The sequence below is a fragment of the Herbinix luporum genome (assembly GCF_900070325.1).
Taxonomy (GTDB): domain Bacteria; phylum Bacillota; class Clostridia; order Lachnospirales; family Lachnospiraceae; genus Mobilitalea; species Mobilitalea luporum.
This window is the reverse complement of the sequence record NZ_LN879430.1, coordinates 2,469,750-2,492,460: the sequence shown is the minus strand read 5'-3', so window position 1 is coordinate 2,492,460 and position 22,711 is coordinate 2,469,750. Positions and strand designations below refer to the sequence as shown.

At 35.6% G+C, this 22,711-nt stretch carries 15 protein-coding genes and 2 pseudogenes; 10 read left to right on the top strand and 7 right to left on the bottom strand.

Features of this window, described 5'->3' with window-relative positions; genetic code table 11:
• Nucleotides 1-110: 110 nt before the first annotated feature.
• Nucleotides 111-389: a phage holin family protein gene (locus SD1D_RS11495; RefSeq protein ID WP_058259038.1), complete on the top strand. Its 279-nt coding sequence runs from the start codon at nt 111-113 to the stop codon at nt 387-389.
• A gap of 89 nt (nt 390-478) precedes the next feature.
• On the opposite strand, the gene SD1D_RS11490 is transcribed toward SD1D_RS11495, so the two are convergent.
• A complete protein-coding gene (locus SD1D_RS11490; protein WP_058259037.1) occupies nt 479-1,021 on the bottom strand; it encodes a GNAT family N-acetyltransferase in 543 nt (180 codons plus the stop codon).
• A 168-nt stretch (nt 1,022-1,189) separates the two neighbouring features.
• Between SD1D_RS11490 and SD1D_RS11485 the strand changes: the two genes are divergently transcribed.
• From SD1D_RS11485 to SD1D_RS11475, 3 genes are read left to right on the top strand one after another with little or no spacing between them, the layout of a single operon-like run.
• Nucleotides 1,190-2,254 (top strand): metallophosphoesterase family protein, encoded by a 1,065-nt coding sequence (locus SD1D_RS11485; protein WP_058259036.1) that lies wholly within the window; start codon nt 1,190-1,192, stop codon nt 2,252-2,254.
• Nucleotides 2,255-2,302: 48 nt separating this feature from the next.
• A complete protein-coding gene (locus SD1D_RS11480) occupies nt 2,303-4,390 on the top strand; it encodes an ATP-binding protein (protein ID WP_058259035.1) in 2,088 nt (695 codons plus the stop codon).
• Between the two features lie 28 nt (nt 4,391-4,418).
• Nucleotides 4,419-6,413 carry a transglycosylase domain-containing protein gene (locus tag SD1D_RS11475; protein ID WP_087758916.1) on the top strand — a complete coding sequence of 665 codons (1,995 nt, stop codon included), beginning with the start codon at nt 4,419-4,421 and terminating at the stop codon, nt 6,411-6,413.
• A gap of 70 nt (nt 6,414-6,483) precedes the next feature.
• Here the strand turns inward: SD1D_RS11475 and SD1D_RS11470 are convergent, their stop codons facing one another.
• The 4 genes from SD1D_RS11470 to murC all read right to left on the bottom strand — a co-directional run bounded on the left by SD1D_RS11470 (nt 6,484) and on the right by murC (nt 11,588).
• The gene (locus SD1D_RS11470) at nt 6,484-7,665 is read right to left on the bottom strand and encodes a ribose-phosphate pyrophosphokinase (RefSeq protein ID WP_058259034.1); all 1,182 of its coding nucleotides are present in this window, start codon (nt 7,663-7,665) and stop codon (nt 6,484-6,486) included.
• Between the two features lie 92 nt (nt 7,666-7,757).
• Nucleotides 7,758-8,759: an ATP-binding protein gene (locus SD1D_RS11465; RefSeq protein ID WP_058259033.1), complete on the bottom strand. Its 1,002-nt coding sequence runs from the start codon at nt 8,757-8,759 to the stop codon at nt 7,758-7,760.
• An 11-nt stretch (nt 8,760-8,770) separates the two neighbouring features.
• The gene (locus tag SD1D_RS11460; RefSeq protein ID WP_058259032.1) at nt 8,771-9,877 is read right to left on the bottom strand and encodes a DnaD domain protein; all 1,107 of its coding nucleotides are present in this window, start codon (nt 9,875-9,877) and stop codon (nt 8,771-8,773) included.
• Nucleotides 9,878-10,184: 307 nt separating this feature from the next.
• Nucleotides 10,185-11,588 (bottom strand): UDP-N-acetylmuramate--L-alanine ligase, encoded by a 1,404-nt coding sequence (gene murC, locus SD1D_RS11455; protein ID WP_058259031.1) that lies wholly within the window; start codon nt 11,586-11,588, stop codon nt 10,185-10,187.
• 424 nt (nt 11,589-12,012) lie between these two features.
• Here murC and spoVG point away from each other — a divergent pair, with 424 nt between their 5' ends.
• From spoVG to SD1D_RS11430, 6 genes and pseudogenes are all read left to right on the top strand, one after another.
• Nucleotides 12,013-12,294 carry a septation regulator SpoVG gene (gene spoVG / locus SD1D_RS11450; RefSeq protein ID WP_058259030.1) on the top strand — a complete coding sequence of 94 codons (282 nt, stop codon included), beginning with the start codon at nt 12,013-12,015 and terminating at the stop codon, nt 12,292-12,294.
• A gap of 167 nt (nt 12,295-12,461) precedes the next feature.
• Nucleotides 12,462-12,935 (top strand): annotated as a pseudogene (locus SD1D_RS12595) (substrate-binding domain-containing protein); the annotation flags it as partial.
• Entirely contained in the window at nt 12,933-13,910 is a 978-nt protein-coding gene (locus tag SD1D_RS11445; RefSeq protein ID WP_278319668.1) for a ribokinase, read from the top strand. The pseudogene SD1D_RS12595 and the gene SD1D_RS11445, both read left to right, overlap by 3 nt.
• 201 nt (nt 13,911-14,111) lie before the next feature.
• Nucleotides 14,112-14,675 (top strand): annotated as a pseudogene (pth, locus tag SD1D_RS11440) (aminoacyl-tRNA hydrolase); the annotation flags it as partial.
• Nucleotides 14,676-14,917: 242 nt separating this feature from the next.
• On the top strand, nt 14,918-18,382 hold the full coding sequence (gene mfd, locus SD1D_RS11435) for a transcription-repair coupling factor (protein WP_087758970.1): 3,465 nt from the start codon (nt 14,918-14,920) through the stop codon (nt 18,380-18,382).
• Between the two features lie 196 nt (nt 18,383-18,578).
• Complete coding sequence (locus SD1D_RS11430) at nt 18,579-19,901, top strand: peptidylprolyl isomerase (RefSeq protein WP_157893129.1); 1,323 nt, start codon at nt 18,579-18,581, stop codon at nt 19,899-19,901.
• A gap of 98 nt (nt 19,902-19,999) precedes the next feature.
• On the opposite strand, the gene SD1D_RS11425 is transcribed toward SD1D_RS11430, so the two are convergent.
• Both SD1D_RS11425 and SD1D_RS11420 read right to left on the bottom strand, forming a co-directional pair.
• Entirely contained in the window at nt 20,000-21,505 is a 1,506-nt protein-coding gene (locus tag SD1D_RS11425; RefSeq protein ID WP_058259026.1) for a DUF1846 domain-containing protein, read from the bottom strand.
• Nucleotides 21,506-21,721: 216 nt separating this feature from the next.
• A complete protein-coding gene (locus SD1D_RS11420; RefSeq protein ID WP_058259025.1) occupies nt 21,722-22,516 on the bottom strand; it encodes a cell wall hydrolase in 795 nt (264 codons plus the stop codon).
• Nucleotides 22,517-22,711 lie beyond the last annotated feature (195 nt).

Here is a 22,711-nt window from a genome sequence, read left to right as displayed (position 1 = left end):
TAAGCATTTCAAGAAGGAAACAAGCATATTTATGTTATAGATGTGATAGTTCATATTAGTAGATGCATATTTGGAATGAGTAATAGTAATCTTAAAAAGGAGGTTATAGAATGGAGGTATTGGCCAGATATGTTGTTTTAGTTGTTCTTGCAATCTGTTTATGCTTAGGATATATAATAAAGCACAGTATTTCCTTTATACCGAATAAGTACATACCCCTTATTATGGGAGTAACCGGTGTTATATTAAACCTTTGGATTAACGGATGGGAGTTTACTCCTGAGATTTTGCTGGGGGGTCTTGCAAGCGGCTTGGCTTCAACAGGTACCCATGAACTTGTAAGACACATATTTTCAGGACAAGAAATAAGTAGTGAAATAAAAGGTTAAAGAAAAACAAGGAGATATATATTAAGGGTGTCGGCAAATGTTAATGATTTTGGCGACACCCTAAAATATTTAGTATTAAGCTAATATAATTATTTAATGTATAACTTTTCCCACTCATCCTTAGTCATGGAATAGCATACCAAATCATAAATTTCTCCGCTAAATACTTTGAAACAATGCCTAAGGGTTCCTTCGTATGTGAAACCACATTTTTCAATAACCCGCTTTGACCTTTGGTTAAAGGGATAGTGGTGGACCGATACCATATATAAGTCTAAGTCTGTAAATGCATAATTAAGAACAGCCTTTACGGCTTCGGGAACAATTTCCCTTCCCCAGTAATCTTGTGAAAGAACATATCCTAACATCTTAACCTTGTCGGTATTTCGAAGTTGATCATTATGCAAGCCCAATGAACCTACAACTTTATTATTTTCTTTCCAAACAATGGCCAGTACTTCCCCTTGTTCTATAAAGCTGTTTAATATGTCTTTTGACTTTTCTATATTTTCATGGGGCTGCCAGCCGGCATTTGGTCCCACATTGGGGTTTTTAGCGTATTCGTATAAATCCTCAAGGTCGGTCTCTAGAAAGGGTCTAAGAATAAGCCGCTTTGTTTCTATTGTTTTCATATTATTACCACCTATAGGCTGTTTTTGTAGATTATACAGCTATATCTTCATTAAGTCAAGGAAGAAAGAAGTAGAATAGATGTTCGCTGCAAGCTTGAAGTTTACTCTTTACCTATGGTATAATTTTAACAGTTAATAAATGTTTGTATATCATACAGGAGGGGATATATGAAGTTCATACATATTGCAGATGTGCATCTTGGTGCCGTTCCAGATTCAAACATGCCTTGGGCCAATGAGCGGCAACAGGAGATATGGGATAGTTTTAAGCATATTATTGACCTGTGTAATAAAGAGAAAGCAGACCTCCTTTTGATTGCAGGTGATTTCTTTCATAAGCAGCCATTAGTTAAAGAACTAAAAGAAGTAAATTATTATTTTTCTAAATTAGAAACTGCCCGTGTAGTTATTATGGCCGGCAACCATGATTATATCGGAGCAAGATCTAATTATCCCGGTTTTGCATGGGATGAGAAAGTTCATATGTTTCTAAGTGACACCATAGACTCCATATATTTGCCTGATATAAATACTACTGTCTACGGATTTAGTTATCATCAAAGGGATATTACAGAGCCTATATATGATAGGGTTAAGCCATTACAAAAGGATACAATAAATATCCTACTGGCCCATGGAGGTGATGAAAAGAATATTCCTATAAATTATAAGAAGCTTCTTGGGGCCGGTTTTGATTATATTGCCCTTGGTCATATCCATAAACCAAAGATTTTCAGTGATAAGATGGCCTACTGTGGTTCCTTAGAGCCTCTTGATAAAAATGAAACCGGGTCACGGGGTTATATTCTTGGGAAAATCAGTGGGGATGAGGAAAGACAGACCAAGATACGGTTTGTAAAAAGCTCCCATAGGGAATATAAGAAATTAAAAGTAACTGTAAATCAGGAAATTACTAACGGAGAATTAGTAGATATAATAAAAGAAAAGCTTAAAAGTGAAGGACAGCAGCATATCTATCAAATATACATAGAAGGCTTTCGGGATGAAAATATTCATTTTGATAAAGAACTTATCTATCCTCTGGGAAATATTTTGGATGTAGTGGATGAATCGGTTCCCGATTATGATTTTGAAGCTCTTTATAAGGAAAATGCCGATAATATGATAGGTATGTTTATTAAAAGAATTAAAGAAAGCGATAAAAATGACCAAGTAGTAAGGAAGGCTCTTTATTATGGAATTGAAGCCCTACTTGGTGCTAAGGAATCTTAAGTGATGTTTTAAAATATAGAAATATGTATAGAAGGGTAAGGTGCAGTAATGCTTTTAAAGAAGCTAAAAGTGGATTACTTTGGTAAATTCTCTAAGAGGGAAATTAATTTAAAGCCGGGTATTAATATAATATATGGGGAAAATGAAGCCGGCAAATCCACACTGCATGCTTTTATTAAGGGGATGCTGTTTGGAATAGAACGATTAAGGGGAAGAGGTGCAGCCTCAAAAGAGGATGTATATAGCCGCTACCTGCCCTGGGATTATCCCGGTGCCTACAAGGGTCAAATGGATATTAAGGTAAAGGATAAGTTTTATCGCTTGCAAAGAAGTTTCCATGCCAATAACCGAAGTTTTACTATTATAAATCTAGAGACCGGCAGGGAGCTTAAACTTAAGGAAGGTCATATCAGTGAGCTTATACCGGGGCTTACAGAGTCTTCATTTTGTAATACAATCAGTATAGAGCAATTAAAAGCCCAAACCGATACTGAACTGGCAAGCCAGGTTAGAAATTATATTACCAACTTATCCATAGCAAAAAGCAAGGAAGTAAATGTAGAAAAAGCAGTTCGCATTTTAAAAGAAAAGAAAAAAGCTTTAGAATCCATTCCCTATGATTCTCAAATTAAGGATTTATCTAAAGAGATAGAAGAGGGTATAGAAAAAGAAGAGAAAATAGATGCCCTTACGACACAGTTAAGGCAGTTAGAAAAAGAATGGGCAAATCTAAATATGCAGCTTAATAAGCCAAAGTCCGATAAACATCAAAAAGAAGAGGAACTTATGGGTAAGCTGCCTGTAATTCTTGAAAAATATAATATATATAATAATCTTTCAGAAGAATATAGCAGTCTTAAGAAACAGGCTGAAGAATTAAAGGATAAGATAGCAGAATGGGAAGATGAGGCAAAGGGAGTATTTGCCTTAAAAGACAGCATTTATGAGGCCCAGATGTTGTCCTCTAAATGTGAGGAGTATTTGAAAAAGCTTCATAAGATATATAATAAAGACGAAGAGGAAAGTAAAAACATAAAAAAGATAGGTTTAATATATATAGCTATTCCCATTGTTATGTCCTTATTTACCTATCTTGTGACCAAATCTTTAATGACAGGAGCTTTATTATTTCTGCTTTTATTGATTATAGGTGGAGCTTTTTATATATATACACTAAATAAATATAAGAATATTTTGCTGGATAATCAAAGAAAGGAAAATGAAATAAAAGAACGTTATTTAGAGTCTGAAACTCGCATTAACTCTATATTAGAAAAATATCAGGTTGCCTCCGTTCAGAAGCTGGTACAAAAGCAGGAGGAATATCTAAAATTAAGTGTGTCAATAGAACATAGCAAAGAGCTTTTATCAAATCTTAATGAAAGGATAAAAGAGCTAGAAGATAGATGTGATCAGCTACATGATACTATTATGTTATATATGAGAAGTTTCATATCGGAAGAAGAGTTAACTTATGAAGCCATTGAAAGGCTTAGTGATGTTATTAACACAAAAATAAATGAAACAGAAAAAAAACAAAGCCAAATCAAATCAAAGCTGGATGAATGTAATCTTAAAATTGAGAAAATCAAATGGGAACTGTCTTTAATGGAGGATAATGAAGTTGAGCTTAATAAAAATAAGGAGCAGCACAAGTATCTTATACAGAAGCAAAAAGAAAATGATATGGAGATTGCTGCCATTAATATGGCTCTAGATACCATAGGGGAACTTTCCGTAGAGATTCATGATAGCTTTGGACGAGATTTAGATAAGGCAGTTTCTAAGATTATATCCGGGGTTACCGATGGAAAATACCGGGATATTAAGATAGATGAGAAGCTTAATATTAAGATGGGATGGAAGGATAATTACATTATACTGGACCGATTAAGTGCCGGTACAATAGATCAGGTTTATTTTGCTTTGCGTCTTGCGGTTGCAGATTTGCTCCTTGGTAAAAACACCATGCCTCTGCTTTTAGATGATACTTTTGCATTATATGATGATAGCCGACTAAAAGCCCTTCTAACCCAGATTAAAGATCGTCCTCAGGTACTTATATTTACTTGTCAAAAGAGAGAAAGGATTTTCCTTAAAGAGTTAAATATTCCTTTTAACTATATAAAGATTTAAGGACAAGCCAAACATTTCGGAGGCTTTTATGAATAAAAGAAGAATAGACATTGCTAAGAAAAAGAAAACCGGAAAGTGGCTTAAGCTTATTATTAAAGTTTTTACTTTAGTTATTTTATTGACACTGGCAATAGGAATATTTTATTTCTATAACACCTATGGGAAGATTTTAATTAAGCTTCAAAAAGAGGCAAAATTGCTGGTTCATTCTTCAACTGAAGAGATCTTTAAATCTTCCCAGACCAGCTTAGTATATGATAATGACGGAAAATTAATCACTAGCTTAAAGGGAGTTAAGGATGTCTATTATATTGAGTATAAGGATATTCCACCGGTTCTATTAAATGCAATTATTGTAACAGAGGATAAAAAGTTTTTTAGTCATGGTGGGATTGATTATCTGGCAAATATCCGTGCTGCCATAGCTCTGATAAAAAACAAAGGGGAAATTACCCAAGGGGCCAGTACCATAACTCAGCAGTTGGCAAGGAATGTATTTCTTACCCATGATGTTACCTATGAAAGAAAGGCAAAGGAGATATTTATTGCCCAAGAGCTAGAAAAAATCTATACAAAAGATCAGATTATGGAGTTTTATATCAATAATATTTATTATGCCAATGGACATTATGGGATATTGGCAGCAGCTGACGGTTATTTTGGCAAGGGAATTAATGAACTAAGCTTATCTCAGATTGCATTTTTATGTGCCATACCCAATAATCCCAACCTCTATAATCCTGTTACAAATTTAAATCGGACAATTGAAAGAAGAGATAGGATCCTTAAGCAGATGTATGAGAATGGCAAAATAAATCTAATTGATTATAGACATGCAATAAAGGAGCCAATATCCATAAACCGGCAGGAGGAGCAAAAAAACAATTACGTAGAGACCTTTGTATATCATAGTGCTATTAAGGCCTTGATGAAAGGAGAAGGTTTTGAATTTCGCAATCAATTTATAGATGAAGAAGATAAAAAAGCCTACGATAAAGCCTATAAGGAACTATACTATAGCTATCAGAATAAATTGTATACCGGTGGTTATAGAATCTATACCTCAATTGATTTGGACAAACAAAAGCTACTGCAAGAATCTGTGGATAAGGCCTTAGAGAAATTTACCGAGAAGAATGAAGAGGGGATATATCAACTTCAGGGGGCCGCTGTATGTATTGATAATGATACAGGAAGAGTGGTGGCCATAATAGGGGGCAGAAGTCAAGAATATGTAGGTTATACTCTTAATCGGGCTTATCAAAGCTATAGGCAGCCTGGAAGTGCCATAAAACCATTAATTGTCTATACCCCTGCTTTTGAAAGAGGTTATAGGCTAGATAGTCTTGTAATAGATGAACCTATTAAGAATGGGCCTAAAAATTCCGGGGGAAGCTATGTAGGTGAAATGAAGCTTCAAAGGGCTATTGAGTTATCTAAAAACACCATTGCCTGGAAGTTATTTGAGGAGCTGACCCCTAAGCTTGGCTTATCATATCTTCTAAAAATGGATTTTCAGAAAATCGTTGATGATGATTATTATCTGGCAGCTTCCTTAGGAGGGTTGACCATAGGAACAAGTCCCTTGGAGATGACAGCTGCCTATGGGGCTTTAGTAAATGACGGTTATTATAGAGAGCCTACCTGTATAGTAAAGATTACCGATGCAGCAGGTAAGATACTGGTAGATGACACCATAGATGAAGAGCAGGTTTATCAGACTGGGGCTTCTAGGATGGTAACAGAGGCATTAACAGGAGTTATAAAAAACGGTACAGCCAAAGGCTTTGAACTTTCAAATACAATCAGTGCAGGCAAGACCGGAACTACCGATAATAGAAGAGACGGGTGGTTTGTAGGATATACTCCTTATTATACTACCGGTGTGTGGGTCGGATACGATATGCCAAAGCCAGTGGAAGGTTTAAAGGGAGCTTCCTATCCGGCAGTTATTTGGCATAGCTATATGGAACAGATTCACCAGCCGGGAATGAACAGAAGCTTTATTAAATATGAAGAATAAACTTAAGAAACATAAAAGGGTATCGGCTTAGCCGATACCCTTTCATTTATTTTTACTTATAAGTTAATATCTATTTTTTCTTAGTCTGATTGTATTTTTCTAAAACCTTATTGATTCTTTCAACAGGATTTAATAATCCGCTAATGCTATTGTCATGATTTAGAGTGTCTATAATCAAGGCAATATATTTGCTCATATCCACATTGATGTAATATGGTTTGGTTAAAAGTTCAGGTGATTGGTATACCAAGTTGGTGGTCATAAGTCTGTAGATTAATCCTTCCTCATAAGCCTTGTCAAACTTGTCCAAACCACCGGTAAAGAGGCCGAAAGTACTTACAACAAATATACGATTGGCTTTTCTTCTCTTTAATTCGGAAGCCACATCCAGCATACTTTCTCCGGATGATACAATATCATCAACAATCAAGATATCCTTACCTTCTACATCATCACCTAAGAATTCATGGGCTACGATTGGATTACGGCCATTGATAATTTTAGTATAATCCCGTCTTTTGTAGAACATACCCATATCAAGTCCCAGAACATTGGCAAAATAAACTGCCCTTGACATGCCACCTTCATCGGGGCTTATAACCATCATATGGTCAGCATCCATCTTAATATCAGGTACATTCTTTAAGATTGCTTTGATAAATTGATAAGTAGGTTGAACTGTTTCAAAGGTATTTAAGGGAATTGAATTCTGAACCCTGGGATCATGGGCATCAAAGGTTATGATACTTTCTACTCCCATATTGGTCAGTTCCTGTAATGCCAAGGCACAATCCAAAGATTCTCTTGAGTTACGTCTGTGCTGACGACCTTCATAAAGATAGGGCATGATGACGGTAATTCTTCTTGCTTTACCACCAACTGCCGCTATAATACGCTTCAGGTCCTGATAATGGTCGTCCGGTGACATATGGTTTGTATGTCCACAGACGCTATATGTCAAACTATAATTGGTTACATCAACCAGTAGATATAGGTCATATCCTCTAACGGTTTCCTTAATCATTCCTTTGGCCTCACCGGTTCCGAACCTGGGGCAGCAGGCATTAATAAGGAAAGAATCTCTTTGATAGCCTTTAAAAGCTATGGTTTCTTTATGCTCACTTTCCCGTAAATCACGCCAGGATACAAGATGCTCATTTATTTTAGCGCCGAGAGATTTGCTGCTTTCCAGTGCAATAATACCCAGTGGCCCTACAGGAATAGTTTCAACGATCTTTTCATGCTTTGGCATTAATTGTCCCTCCATATAAAAACTGTGTTCTTGGTTAATCCATAAAAGTTATATCACTATAGATATTTTAAGTCAAGGCTTAAAGTACTCTTTTATTTTATTTCACTAATAGCTTTATATAATCTGATATCTTTACCGACAATACGCCTAATATTATAATTGCTAATTATTCTGGAATAAATACGTTCGCTATAAATAGTATTTAAATTATCAAGGGATAGATTGGTAGATATTAAAGTGGATTTTTGTCTTAGTAGCCGTTCATTAATAATTAAGTAGAGCTGTGAGGTTGTAAATGAGTTGTTAAGTTCGGTACCTAAGTCATCAATAATAAGCAAGTCACAGTCTAGTATATATTCAAACTGATTTGATGCTGTTAAAGAATCCTCCACCTCCTTGCCAAACTTAAATTTTTCCAAAATATCAAACAATCTAAAGGCGGTCAGGTAAATTACCGTATAACCCCGATCCAATAACTCCTTGGCAATACAATTGGCAAGAAAGGTTTTACCTACTCCGGTGTTGCCAAGAAATAACAGATTCTCGTGGTTTTCATCAAAATGCCGGATAAAGCTTTTGCAGCCGGCTACGATTTTCTGCATATTGGATAGGGGAGATAGACCAATGGTTTCATCAATATAATCATCAGGATAATATTTAAAGGAAAATGTGCTAAAATTCTCACGGTCCAGCACAGATCTTATATTTGATCCTGAATAAATCATATCTGCAATTGCTTGCTTTAAGCAGTTGCATTTCTCATTATCTATAAAGCCGGTATCTTTGCATTTACTACATTTATACTGCATGGTAAGATAATCCGGGGGATATCCATTTTCAATAAGTAGCTGCCTTTGCATTTTTTTTAAATATTCAGCTTCTTTTTTTATTTCATTTGAGATGTCAGTATTACCTAATATAGCTTGTCTTCCTAATTGGGCGGATAAAGAAATAAATTTTTCTTCCAGTTCCTTCAACTTAGGTATGGCTTCATAAGCTTTTTGTATACGTTTATCTAATTCGTATTTATTCTCTAATCTACGCTCATCATATTTGCGTAAAATTTTGTTATACTGATCATTCTTTAGAGCCATATATTTCTCCTTTATAATCCCTTGTTAATTAACTTACGTTCAAGCTCGGCATAATCATTAGCCGAATAAGTTCTTTGGGGGAACTGGTTAAATTTATTGGATGTTTGTCTGGATATAGGAGTAACCTTGCTTTTAAGTCTGTTACCCATAGCAAACTCTTCATCCAGCTTGGCTATATCAGCCATATTTTTCACACCTTTTTTAAACCATGTCTCAAGTATCTTATCAGCATATTTAAAATCAGGCTTTTGAGTTCTTAAAAGTGTTCTGTTACAGGCCTCCGTAATAATATCATCAGAAAATAAGAAGACTTCCACCCATTTTGTGATATATTGTCGTTCAATCTGCCCCGGTGGCCTATTTAATCCAAAGGCTTTATTTACAGTATTAAAATGCTCATTATGGCTGGCAGTAGCCTCCCTTGCCTTTTCTTCTGTATCAATACCTTCCTTAGCCCAGCTAAGGGCAACCGCTTCGATATAAGAAGGATTCTTCTTATTCTTTGAGACGCAGTATTCATATAAATACATAATTAATTCAGAAGAAAAATTCAATTCTTCATATAAATATAAGATTAATTGCATATCCATAGGTTTTAAGGGTCGGTCTAAATATATTTCCACTATATGCATGGCATATTTAATTTCGTCATTACTGCTTAGTTCTGAAATCTGCTTCTGAGTATATTTTTGTCTAATGGCCGGTTCCTTAGCGGTATGTATGTTAACTGAAACATCAGCAATTTCGCTATCTACATTATCTATAACAGTAGTATTTACTGTGGTGTTACTAACTGTGGTTTTATTAATATTATTTACAAGATTAGGATCGACCATACGGATTGCTATAATCTCATCTAGGGCATTTCTTTCTATTTTAAGCAGTTTCTGCTTTTCCCAATAATTTAAGGCACGGATGATGTCTGTTTCTGTATTTTCTAAGTGGTCAGCAATAGAGGTAACTGTAATTTCTAGATTAGCAGTACCTATGCTTCTTAATAGATAAAGATAAACTTTTACATAGGCCCCATTGGCAGAAGGCATATAAAAATCAATAAAGGTATTTGGGACTATGGTAACGTCTGAAATACCTTCGGCACATAAGGTTATACTATTCAATATTCATCCATCCCCTTTCTACTTACTATTATATCCTCTAATCTGCTTGTCGTGACCATTATAGCATAAGTTGAAATTTAATGAAATAGCCTGTTTTACTAGCTTTACGGGGGGTAAAGTCCATGTTGATGATGTGGACAAAGTGGATAAGTGGCGTGTAATTTTATGTAAAAACAGGTAGAAACATATGAAATCATGGATTTGAGAGATGGGGTACTATATTGTTGATGAAATGTATATGGATAAAATAATATCCACAGTGTTGGTTAACATAAAATGTTGATAACACTGTGGATAATGTGGATAACTATTTTCCTAGCAGGGATTCTCCCACGGTTACGATATCTCCGGCGCCCATAGTTATCAACAGATCGCCGTTAATACAATTTTCTAATAAAAAGTTTTCAATTTCATCGAAACTGGGGAAATAATATACTTCTTTACCCAGCTTTTTCAATTCATTGGCTAAATCCTTAGAAGAAATATCCCCGGGATCTTTTTCTCTTGCAGCATATATATCCGCAAGGACTATTTTGTCGGCTAGGGATAAGGACTTTGCAAAATCCTTCAAATGCCGTTTGGTTCTGCTAAAGGTGTGGGGTTGGAAGACACACCATAGGGTATTATCGGTATAGGTCTTTGCGGCAGTAAGGGTAGCGGTAATTTCTGTAGGATGGTGAGCATAATCATCCACAATATTGACACCGCCAATTGTTCCCTTATATTGAAAACGACGATGGGCACATTTAAAATGCTTCAAGGAATTTTTAATTGTTTCTATAGGAATCTGTTCATTAAGGGCTATACCAATAGCCGGTAAGGAATTTGAAATATTATGAATGCCTACGGCTTTTAACATAATCCTATCTATAAATTTATCTTTATAATAAAGGTCAAAGCTTTGACCGGTTAAATTATCGGATTTAATATTTTCGGCCCTTATATCATATAAGTGATAATTAGTGCCATATGCAGGATCAGTTATACCGTAAGTAAGCACCTCACATTCTAGGTCCTTAGTTATCTCCTCATAATTAGCTATCTCGCCGTTAATATACAGTTGCCCGTCTTTTGGAATTTTTTTTGCAAACAGATGAAAAGAATTGCGAATATCATCTAAGTCCTTGAAAAAGTCCATATGATCTTCATCAATATTTAATATAATGGCCTTTTTAGGCTTAAATTCTAAGAAAGAGTTCATATATTCACAGGCCTCAGTAATAAAATGACCTGAATTTCCTATACGCATATTTCCCCCTATGGCATCTAAGATGCCACCGATGGAGATTGTGGGATCAAGATTACCGTCAATAAAAAGTAAAGACAGCATAGAGGTTACGGTGGTTTTTCCGTGAGTACCGGATACGGCAACGGCATTATCAAAATGCTCCATAATCTGTCCGATTAGTTGGGCACGATTTAACTTAGGAATTCCCAATTCATTAACGGCCATAAATTCTTCATTATCACTTTTAATAGCAGCCGTATATACGACCACATCAATATCAGGTGTAATATTGCTCTTTCTTTGTCCGTAAAGAATTTCGATACCCAGCTCATTTAGATCCTGGGTTATTTTACTTTTGTGACTGTCAGAGCCGCTAACCTTAAACCCCAGGTTATGTAAATATTCTGCAAAACCACTCATACTAATACCGCCAATTCCTATAAAATGAATTCGGCATGGCTTATTAAAATCAATTTTGTACATATAGCACTTCCTATTCATATAATTTTATAATTTATTGTAACTTTAAATTGTATTATAATCGATTTTTTCCAAATTACAATAGAAATCACTAGAATTGGTTAGCCTTAAACTTACTAGTAATATATTCCTTTTAATACCAAGAATGCAAGTTTACAATTAAGATATATGAAAAAAGATATAAAATAAGTCCAGAAAACTTAAAAAAAAATGAAAATTAACGTAAAATATGTAAAGATAGGATATTTTATTGTAAAAATTATTCACATTTTTGTTCTTATATGGTATAATAGTCTTATCTTATAACATAAGACAAAGATTTCTGGGGTATTACATAATTAAGTGGCTAGGAAAAGTTGGATTAACTATGTTAACAGACTTTTTCTTGATAACTAACGATAAATAATGACAGAAGGGGGACTAAGCCATGGAAATTACCGATGTTCGCGTACGCAAGGTTAGTAAGGAGGGAAAGATGAAAGCAGTCGTTTCAATTACCATTGATAATGAATTTGTTGTTCATGATATCAAGGTAATTGAAGGAGACAAGGGCTTATTCATCGCTATGCCCAGCCGGAAAGCCGGGGATGGAGAATACAGGGATATCGCTCATCCAATCAATTCGGAAACAAGAGAAAAAATCCAAAGTATTATCCTCGAAAAGTACGAGATTGCAGCTTTAGAAGCGGAATCTGAAAGCGAGGAGTAGGAGAGAAAACGGTAATAAAAAGACAAGAAAGGCAGCGGGATGCTGCCTTTCTTGTCTTATAAAAATATTTTTTTAAGTGGCTCAATAATAGAATAAGAAGTTGACGAAAATAAGATGAAGAAGATAAATCATCTGCCCAGGTATATACCAATTATGAAAATGCCGGTTATTTGGCTACTAGCCATTTAATTAAAAATGGTCATAATAATATAGGCTTATTATTATGTAATAGCCTTAACAGTGATAAAATAAGTGAGGGATATATTCGTGCCCTGTATGATAGTGATATATTATTTGATAGCAATAAGGTGTTTAGAGGGCAAGACATATTAGAAGCAGGAAAAATAGGATCTCACCAGCTTATTAATATGAATGTCACAGCTATTGTTTGTGAAAATGAAAAAATAGCTTGCAGCCTTTATCAAATATGTAGTACATATGGGGTACTTATTCCTAAGGATATTTCAGTTATTTGCATCAATACCTCCGGATTATCAGAGATGTTAAGTCCCAGGCTTGATACAGTTGATTTAGAAATTGAGAACATAGGAAAACAAGCTGTCAGGGCTATGCTAAGTATTGTTGAAAGTAAGGAAGCACCTAATAATATTATAAGGGAAATTGACATAAGACTAAAAGTGGGGGAAAGTGTAACTAGTCCCTTTAGAAAATATAATAACAATAATAAAAAAATCGTAGTTATCGGCAGTATGAATATGGATATTAATATTAATGTTGATAAGATGCCGACCGATGGAGAAACACTGATTACAAACAGCATAGCTCTTTTACCCGGTGGAAAAGGGGCTAACCAGGCAGTGGGTGCAGGTAAACTTGGAGGATTAGTATATGCCATAGGTTGTATAGGCAATGACAATGACGGAAAGACCATCTATAATAGTTTGGTTAGTAACTCTGTTAAAGCAGACGGTGTTAAATTTGACAGCTCATTGCCCACCGGTAAGGCCTATATTAATATTGCAAAAAACGGAGAAAGTGCGATTGTAGTTTACCCTGGAGCCAATGATAATCTTAATATTCATCAAATCAGTAAGCATAAGGATTTGATAATTGATGCTGAATTTTGCCTAATGTCATTAGAGGTTTCAATAAAGACCATTGAATTTGCCCTTAATCTTTGTAAAAAAAACAAGGTAAAGGTTATGGTAAAGCCCTCAACAATGGAAAAAATTAATGATAACTTTATTAATGATATTGATTATTTTATTCCCAATGAAAAAGAAATTAATCGTTTGGTAGAGGGAGATTTATCTGTTATTCAAAAGGCCAATCTATTATTTGAAAAAGGTGTAAAAAATGTTATTGTAACCTTAGGCAGTAAGGGCTGTTATCTAAAAAACAAAGACTATTCTTTACTATTTGAAGCAGCTCCCTTTGAGGCTAACGATACTACCGGTGCAGCAGATGCTTTTATAAGTGCTTTAGCTGTGTTTATGTGTGAAGGAAATGATTTGATTACTTCAATAAAATTTGCTCTTTATGCAGCAGGAATTAGTATTACAAGACAAGGTGTACAAACATCAATGCCCGATAGAATGACCCTTGAAATGTATAGATCGGATATTTTGAACACATTAAAAGTAACTAAAGTATAAGAAAACAAATATATTTTTAATATCGCCAACCATTTTTCATGAAGTGGAAGGCGATATTTTTGTCTTTTGTGAAAACATAGTTATTGCCACATTCATACTAAAAGATTATAATAATGTAACAACAATATGGTCAACATACTTGATACAAATCTGTGTCAAGTATATATTACTATGCAATTTTTTAGATAGATGAGGTAAAATATGCGTATTATTATAGGATTAGGAAACCCAACAGAAAAATATCAAGCTACCAGGCATAATATTGGCTGGGATGCCATTACACGGATAGCGGACGACTATAATATTGCCTTGAACCAAAATAAGCACAAAGCCATATGCGGTACAGGCTATATTGAAGGTGAGAAGGTTATTTTGGCACAACCGGTTACTTATATGAATCTTAGCGGTGAAAGTGTCAGGCAGCTGGTAGATTATTATAAAGTCTCTGCCCAGGACATTATTGTAATATATGATGATATCAGCCTGGATGTGGGACAGCTTAGGATTCGTAAAAAGGGCAGTGCCGGAGGACATAACGGTATAAAAAGTATTATCAGTCATCTTGGAACAGATGAATTTCCCAGGATAAAGATAGGTGTAGGGGAAAAGCCCAAAGACTGGGATCTGGCTGATTATGTACTATCAAGGTTTAAAGAGGATGAAGAGAAAATTATTAGAGAAGCACTTAAAGATAGCTCAGATGCTTGCCGGATGATTATAAGTGACGGAATGGATGCGGCAATGAATAAGTATAATAAGAAGAAGGAAGCTAAAAAAACAAATAATAATAAATCCCAAGCAGATACTATAAAGGATGATAAAGGCAGATCCTCCTTAATAGAAAGAATTTTTAATAAAAAGGAATCTTAGGATATATTAATATATTGTAGATATTAATTTTGAGGTAACTGCAAGTAGCATGACTGTCAGGAGGAACATTAGTGAAGATATTTACAGAACCCTTGAAGGAATTAAAGGAATTTAATGATATCAGGGATAATATAATAATGGGAACACTGCCGGTACAAATTACCGGCTGTATTGATTCCCAAAAATGCCACTTAATCCATGGACTTGCTGATGGATTTACCTTCAAAGTCATTGTTACCTATAATGATTTGAAGGCTAAAGAAATATATGAGGACTATCGTTTATATGATAAAAATGTATTTCTTTATCCGGCAAAGGATATTATTTTTTATAGTGCCGATATTCACGGAAGAGCAATTGTAAGGGATAGGCTTCAGATTTTAAGGCGGATAATAGAGAAGAAGGATACCACCATTGTCATGACCATAGACGGTGGTATGGACCGACTGCTTCCCCTTGAACATATTAAGGATAGGATTATAACAGTTGATTTAGATTCAGTAATTAAGTTGCAGGAGTTTGGAACCACCCTAACCCGGCTTGGCTATGAAAGACAGGCACAGGTAGAAGCCCCCGGTGATTTTGCCATCCGGGGAGGAATTATTGATATTTTTCCCCTTACAGAGGAGGCCCCCTATAGGATTGAGTTGTGGGGAGATGAGATTGATTCTATCAGAACCTTTGATATAAGCAGTCAGCGCTCCATTGAACAGGTGGATAGGCTAATTATTTATCCGGCTGCTGAAATTATTCCCGATGATGTAAGGCTTAGGGAAGGCTTAAAAAAGATTGAGCAGGAAGAAAAGGAATATGAAAAAAATTTAAGGGATCAATTTAAGACCGAGGAAGCCGCAAGAATCCGCAGTATTATTGCAGAATTTAAAGAGAACTTGGAGAACTTTCAAGGTTCTATGGCTTTGGAAAGCTATATTAATTATTTTTATCATAATACCATGAGCTTTTATGAGTATTTTGACAATAAGGATGCAATATTTTTCTTAGATGAGCCGGGAAGGTTATCTGAGAAAGGGGAAGCTGTTGAGACTGAGTTTAGGGAAGGTATGATAGGTAGAATTGAGAAAGGTTATATACTTCCCGGACAGATGGATACAATCTATGGTTATAAAGAAGTACTTAATATCCTTGCTAAGAAAAATACCTTGCTTATTAGTACCATGGAAGCTAGAAATAGCTATATAACCCCTAAGCACAAATATGATTTTACCGTTCAGACTTTGCCCTCCTACCATAAAAATTTTGATGTTTTGGTAAAGGATTTAGAATATTGGAAAAAGAAAAAATACAGAGTTATTCTTCTATCCGGTTCCAGGACAAGGGCTAAACGTTTAAGTGAAGATCTTAGGGATTTTAACCTAAATCCTTTCTATAGTGAGGATATGAATCGGGTTCTTCAAAGCGGCGAGATTATGGTCACCTACGGCAACATAAAAAGAGGATTTGAGTATCCTTTAATTAAGCTGGTTATTATCTCAGAAAGTGATATCTTTGGAGCGGAAAGAAAGAAAAAGAAGAAAAAGTCTTCCCATGAAGGAAAGAAGATACAAAGCTTTACGGATTTAACCCCCGGAGATTATATTATTCATGAAAACCATGGCCTAGGGATTTATAGGGGCATTGAGAAAATAGAAGTAGATAAAGTTACAAAAGATTATATAAAGATAGAGTATGGGGACGGAGGCGTGTTGTATGTACCGGCAACAGGCCTTGATGTGATTCAAAAATATTCAGGGGTTGGAGGCAAAAAACCAAAACTTAATAAGCTTAATTCTGTGGAATGGAAGAATACCAAGGCCAGGGTAAAGGGTGCGGTTAAGGAAATTGCAAAGGAACTGGTAGAACTTTATGCCAGTAGGCAAGAAAAACGGGGATTTAAGTTTAGTCCTGATACTGTCTGGCAAAAGGAGTTTGAGGAAGCTTTCCCCTATGAGGAGACAGAAGATCAACTGCGGGCAATTGAAGATACCAAAAAAGATATGGAAAGTGACCGTATTATGGATCGTCTGATTTGCGGAGACGTAGGTTATGGCAAGACCGAAATTGCAATACGTGCTGCCTTTAAGGCTGTAAATGACGGAAAGCAAGTGGTTTTCTTGGTTCCTACCACTATCCTTGCACAACAGCATTATAATACCTTGGTACAAAGGATGATGGATTATCCCGTAAGTGTGGATATACTGTCTAGGTTTAGAAGTCCTGCAGAACAGAAAAAAACCATAGAGCGATTGAAAAAAGGTACTCTTGATATTGTTGTAGGAACCCATAGGGTTCTTTCAGCAGATGTTAAATTTAAAGATTTGGGACTCCTAATCGTTGATGAGGAACAACGTTTTGGGGTTGCCCATAAAGAGAAAATAAAGCAACTTAAAAAAGATGTTGATGTACTGACACTTACAGCAACTCCAATACCCAGAACTCTTCATATGAGCTTAGTGGGAATTAGAGATATGAGTGTACTTGATGAGCCCCCGGTGGATCGTTTGCCAATTCAGACATATGTCTTGGAGCATAATGAAGAAATAATCCGTGAGGCAATCAGTCGTGAACTGGCAAGAGGGGGACAGGTTTATTATGTCTATAACCGGGTAGGAGGAATTGAAGAGGTTGCAGCAACTGTATCAAAGCTGGTGCCTGAGGCCAATGTGGCAGTTGCCCATGGGCAGATGTACGAACGTGCCCTTGAAAAGATTATGCATGAATTTATTTCCGGAGAGATTGATGTTTTAGTATCTACTACAATTATTGAGACCGGACTTGATATATCTAATGTAAATACAATGATAATTGACGATGCAGATAGGCTTGGTCTTTCACAGCTTTATCAGCTAAGGGGCCGGGTTGGAAGATCCAATCGTACGGCCTATGCATTTTTGATGTATAAAAGAGATAAGATGCTTAAAGAACTGGCAGAAAAAAGATTACATGCCATAAAAGAATTTTCCGAGATGGGTTCAGGATTTAAAATAGCTATGCGGGATCTGGAGATACGTGGGGCCGGCAATCTCTTAGGAGCAGAACAAAGCGGCCATATGGAGGCTGTGGGCTATGATTTGTATTGCAAGATGTTAAATGAGGCTATAAAATCCATTAATGGGGAAGAAGCTTGGGACGAAGGCTTTGAAACAACTGTAGATATGGATATGGATGCCTTTATACCTGCTACTTATATTAAAAACGAGGTACAAAAGCTGGATATTTATAAAAGGATTGCCACTATTGAGACTGAAGAGGAGCTTATGGATATGCAAGAGGAACTATTAGACCGTTATGGTGATTTACCCCATGCTGTTAATAACCTTATTAATATTGCTCTTATTAAGTCCATTTGCCATAGTGTATATATTCAAGGACTTGTTCAAAAAAATTATGAAGTAAAGCTAATGATGTACCCAAAGGCCAAGCTTGATGTGTCAAAAATACCTGAACTATTAAAGAAATACAAAAACAGCTTAAAATTTATTGCCCAGCCCAATCCACATTTTACTTATCAGCTGCCCAAGTCATCTAAAGGAATGTCTGATACTATATCAATTTTTGAAAGTATTAAGAACTTGCTTGATGATTTTAAATCTTTGTTACAGTAATCTTGACAAGGACAGAAGGCTTAACTACAATAAACCTAAAACCTGATTAAACTATGTCACAAAAACTCTTTAAACATGAAAGGGATTCGGAATGAAGATGTACAAGGATTATAATAAAATTAAAATAGATATAAAACCCTTAGCTAGAATTTTTATATTAATTATATTTATATTGCCCTTTCTTGGGGGCTGCAGGGTGGCTGAGAAAAATTTTGAACTTAGCAAATATAAAGGAAAATCTATTAAAAGCTTTGAGAGGAAAACTAGAACTGATTTAATACAGGAAGGTAATGGTGTATATAAAATAGAAGATAGGCTACAGCTAATTGCTCCAAAGGGAGATATTACATCTATTACCATTCTTAAAGGGGCTGAAAAATTTAAGCTTTTTGGTCTAGAAATCGGTATGGATAAAAAAGAAGCAGAAAAAAAGTTGGCAGAGGTTTATAAATCTGAGGTTAATAAGACCATAGAATCTGAAAAAAATTCCATTACCTATACTTATAGGAATAGTGATAGCGAATTATTTGTATCCTATGATATTAATTCGGATTTAGTAACGGAAATATCCTACTACTATTATAAAGATGAGAAACCACAAAGTGAGGATATAGGTAATGCCGGTGAGCTAATTGCCTTAATTGGGAATGATAGAGTATATTATAACGAGGCAATGGTATATCTAAAATCAGCACAGGAAATTTATGAATCCGATTATGGTAACGGCATCTGGGAAGCAGAGATATTTGAAGAAGGAAAGAGTTTTGGGGAATATATCAAGGAAGAGGTTATAAAACAGATTACTCAGCTAAAAGTTATCCGTGATAAAGCTACCGAGAATGGAATTGCTTTAACGGAGGAAGAAGAAGCAGAAGCAGCTGCTTATGCGGCAGCACATTTTGCGGGACTGTCAGATGAGGATATTGACCGTTACTTGGTAACACCTAAGCTTTTAGAACAGGTTTATGCCGATAACCTCTTAGCAGAGAAGGTTTTTGAGACTTTAACCATTGATGTGGATACCCATGTACCTGATGATATCGCAAGGCAAATTACTATTCAGCATATCCTTATCTATGGAACTTATTTAAATGATGAAAATAAGAGAGTTCCCCTTGATGATGAGCAGAAAGATAAGGCTTACGAAAAGATTTCAGGCTTATTAGAAAGGGTTAAAAACGAAGAAGATTTTTATACTCTGGCAGAGGCTAATACAGAGGCCGGTGAGATTGAACTGACATTTGGAAAAGACGGAGGGCCTAAAGAGTATGGCAAGGAATTTAAGGAGGCAGCATTTTCATTAAAAACAGGAGAAGTCAGTGATATTATAAGTACAGATTACGGATGGCATATTATTTACTGTGTATCTGATTTTAATGAAGATGCAACAACTAAGGTGAAGGAAGAAATTATAGAAGAACGACGGACCAAGCTTTTTGCTAATCTTTACGAAGAATGGTCTTCTGACTATGAAGTGGTAGTTAACAAAGAGGCTTGGGATTCTATTTCTTTTGATTAAAAAAGGGCCCTGTATGTCCCATAAGAAATTATTGGGGATACAGGGCTTTTGCTATATTAATGGAGATAATACCAGTATAATATTATATTGTTTATAAATTATACATAATATAAATTCTCTGAGGGATAGAAAGGATCAGAAGTTACATCTATACCAAGCTTTCTTAAAATTTGTTCATCATTCTTATTTAACATGGATGTACAATGGGCCTGGACACCATTTAACATAGATAATCTTTCATATGCCAGCTGGGCTGTAGGATTGGTAACTGCACAGATACTAAGGGCAACTAGGATTTCATTGGCATTCAGCCGGGTAATTTTACTATTAAGAACTTTTTCCTTTAAATCACGAATCGTACTTAAGATTAATGGTGAAAGAAGAAAGATTTCATCACCAATCCCTGCCAGATATTTGATAGCATTTAGTATGGCAGCAGAACAGCAGTCCATGGTAGAGGAGCTACGGCCTGTAATAATTTTACCGTCATGCATTTCAAAAGCCATTACTGTTACAGTTTCATTTTCATGGCAAGTCTCCTTAAGTTTGGCGGCATAATCCCTGGCGGGCATGACGCAATGTCTGTCTTCCTGTCTTAACTGAACCTCTTCCATAATAACTTTCATGCGGTTTAAGGATTCTTCATCTACTAATCCCTTTTTAAAATCACATATAGTAGCAAAATATCTACGTATAATTTCCTGCTTTGAGGCTTCACTTACTATTTCGTCATCGGTAATTCCAAAAGCTACCCTATTTACACCCATATCTGTAGGGGACTGGTATACGGATTCTTTACCGGTAATTTTCTCGATTATTCTTTTTACTACCGGAAACATCTCTAAATCCCTGTTATAATTAACAGCAACTTCTTGGTATCTTTCAAAATGGAAATTGTCAATCATATTTACGTCCTTTAGGTCAATTGTAGCTGCTTCGTATGCAATATTAACGGGATGTTTTAGGGGAAGATTCCATACCGGGAAGGTTTCGAATTTAGAATAACCTGCCATACGTCCCATATTATATTCATGGTATAACTGACTTAAGCAGGTAGCCAGTTTTCCGCTATTTGGTCCGGGAGCAGTAACAACTACTATAGGTTTTGTGGTAGTGATATAGGGGTTACTGCCGTATCCTTGTTCGCTGACAATTGTATCTATATCAGCAGGATACCCGGGGATTTCCACATGCTTATATACCTTAATATTGCGTCGCTCCAGTTTATTAATAAATACGTTGGTTGCAGGCTGTTGATTATACCGGGTGATAACAACACTGTTTACTTCAAGTTCATAACTTCGGAAATCATCCAACAAACGGAGAACTTCCATATCATAAGTAATGCCGAAATCCCCTCGAATTTTATTCCTTTCAATATCACCGGCATATACGCAGATAATTATTTCAACTTGATCTTTAAGTTTTTGAAGTAATTTTATTTTTGCGTCTTCATCAAAACCGGGCAATACTCTTTTTGCGTGCTTGTCACCAATTAATTTTCCGCCAAATTCCAGATATAACTTGTCATAATTATTAACCCGTTCTAAAATATATTTGGACTGTTCTTCAATATATTTTTGTGGATCGAATCCGGCCTTCATGAATGCCCTCCTTCTATTTTCCTATACATAAGGTATCGAATATTTTAAATCTTTTCATTAGGCTATTATAAATCCTTTTAAAACACTATACTCTATCATAATCAAAATAGAAAAAAAGTCAAACAATTTTTTAACTAAATAATAAAATATGCCCCATAGCCGGATTTTATGTTGACCGGCATATGAGGCATATATTAAATAGTAAATAAATTACTCTTATTTTGCAAATATCATGGATCCGATTTTAGCTGTGACAGGTTTTGAGCGAATCCACTGATTGGTAGAGCTTGTATCATAGTAAAATAATGCCCCTTTACTGGGGTCGCTGCCATAAAGGGCAGCCCAAGCGGCACGGAGGGAAGCATCTGTAGGTGGGGTATTTATGTGACCGTTTTGTACCGGAGAAAATTGATAATAGCCACCGCTTACATGGTTGATAACTGAGCTGATACTATTTGGCCAGTCCGGGTTTTTAACCCTGTTTACCACCACGGCACCTACCCCTACCATGGCCTCATAGGGTTCACCGACAGCTTCTGCCCTTATAAGTCTTGCAAGTAAGTCCACCTCAGAATTCTTATAGGGAATTACTGTTTTAGTGGAGGAAGAAGCAGTTAATATGTTATCGTTAGAACTATTTGTAGAACTTACTCCCGGAAGAATTAGTTTTTGACCGGGTATTATTAGGTTGTCCCACTTGTTATTGGCTTTTCTTAGGTCAGCTAAGGAGATATTATATCTTTGTGCAATCAGATATAAAGAATCTCCACTTTTTATTGTATATACATTTGCAGGAACATTAAGGACCTGACCGGGAAAGATTGTATCGGATTTTAAGTTGTTATCAGATTTTAGGCTGCTGACCGATGTCTTAAACAGCCGGCTAATCTGATAAAGGGAATCATTTGGTACTATAGTATAATCAGCAGCATAAGCATTTGCTGAAAAAATCGTAAGTGAGAAGAATAATACAGAAGCAGCTAAAATGCTAGCTTTTTTAAGTATATTCATAAAGTCCTCCTTAATTTTGGCTGGGTTTATTAATACCTAAACAATTGTAACGGACAAAATTCGACAAAGCCATATATGATTCTTGGATATGGGGGAAAAGATTGTAAGAAGGATTAGGCCATAGACCTACATATTTACCAGCTTTATTGTAATAGGTATATTAAAATGTTAAAATTAGAAAAATATATATTTGAA

Excerpts from the sequence above, each read along its gene's own strand:
- SD1D_RS11425 (WP_058259026.1), bottom strand. The coding sequence starts at position 21,505 with ATGAAGGCCGGATTCGATCCACAAAAATATATTGAAGAACAGTCCAAA.
- SD1D_RS11480 (WP_058259035.1), top strand. The coding sequence starts at position 2,303 with ATGCTTTTAAAGAAGCTAAAAGTGGATTACTTTGGTAAATTCTCTAAG.
- spoVG (WP_058259030.1), top strand. The coding sequence starts at position 12,013 with ATGGAAATTACCGATGTTCGCGTACGCAAGGTTAGTAAGGAGGGAAAG.
- SD1D_RS11495 (WP_058259038.1), top strand. The coding sequence starts at position 111 with ATGGAGGTATTGGCCAGATATGTTGTTTTAGTTGTTCTTGCAATCTGT.
- SD1D_RS11465 (WP_058259033.1), bottom strand. The coding sequence starts at position 8,759 with ATGGCTCTAAAGAATGATCAGTATAACAAAATTTTACGCAAATATGAT.
- SD1D_RS11485 (WP_058259036.1), top strand. The coding sequence starts at position 1,190 with ATGAAGTTCATACATATTGCAGATGTGCATCTTGGTGCCGTTCCAGAT.
- SD1D_RS11490 (WP_058259037.1), bottom strand. The coding sequence starts at position 1,021 with ATGAAAACAATAGAAACAAAGCGGCTTATTCTTAGACCCTTTCTAGAG.
- mfd (WP_087758970.1), top strand. The coding sequence starts at position 14,918 with ATGGGAACACTGCCGGTACAAATTACCGGCTGTATTGATTCCCAAAAA.
- SD1D_RS11420 (WP_058259025.1), bottom strand. The coding sequence starts at position 22,516 with ATGAATATACTTAAAAAAGCTAGCATTTTAGCTGCTTCTGTATTATTC.
- murC (WP_058259031.1), bottom strand. The coding sequence starts at position 11,588 with ATGTACAAAATTGATTTTAATAAGCCATGCCGAATTCATTTTATAGGA.
- SD1D_RS11470 (WP_058259034.1), bottom strand. The coding sequence starts at position 7,665 with ATGCCAAAGCATGAAAAGATCGTTGAAACTATTCCTGTAGGGCCACTG.
- SD1D_RS11475 (WP_087758916.1), top strand. The coding sequence starts at position 4,419 with ATGAATAAAAGAAGAATAGACATTGCTAAGAAAAAGAAAACCGGAAAG.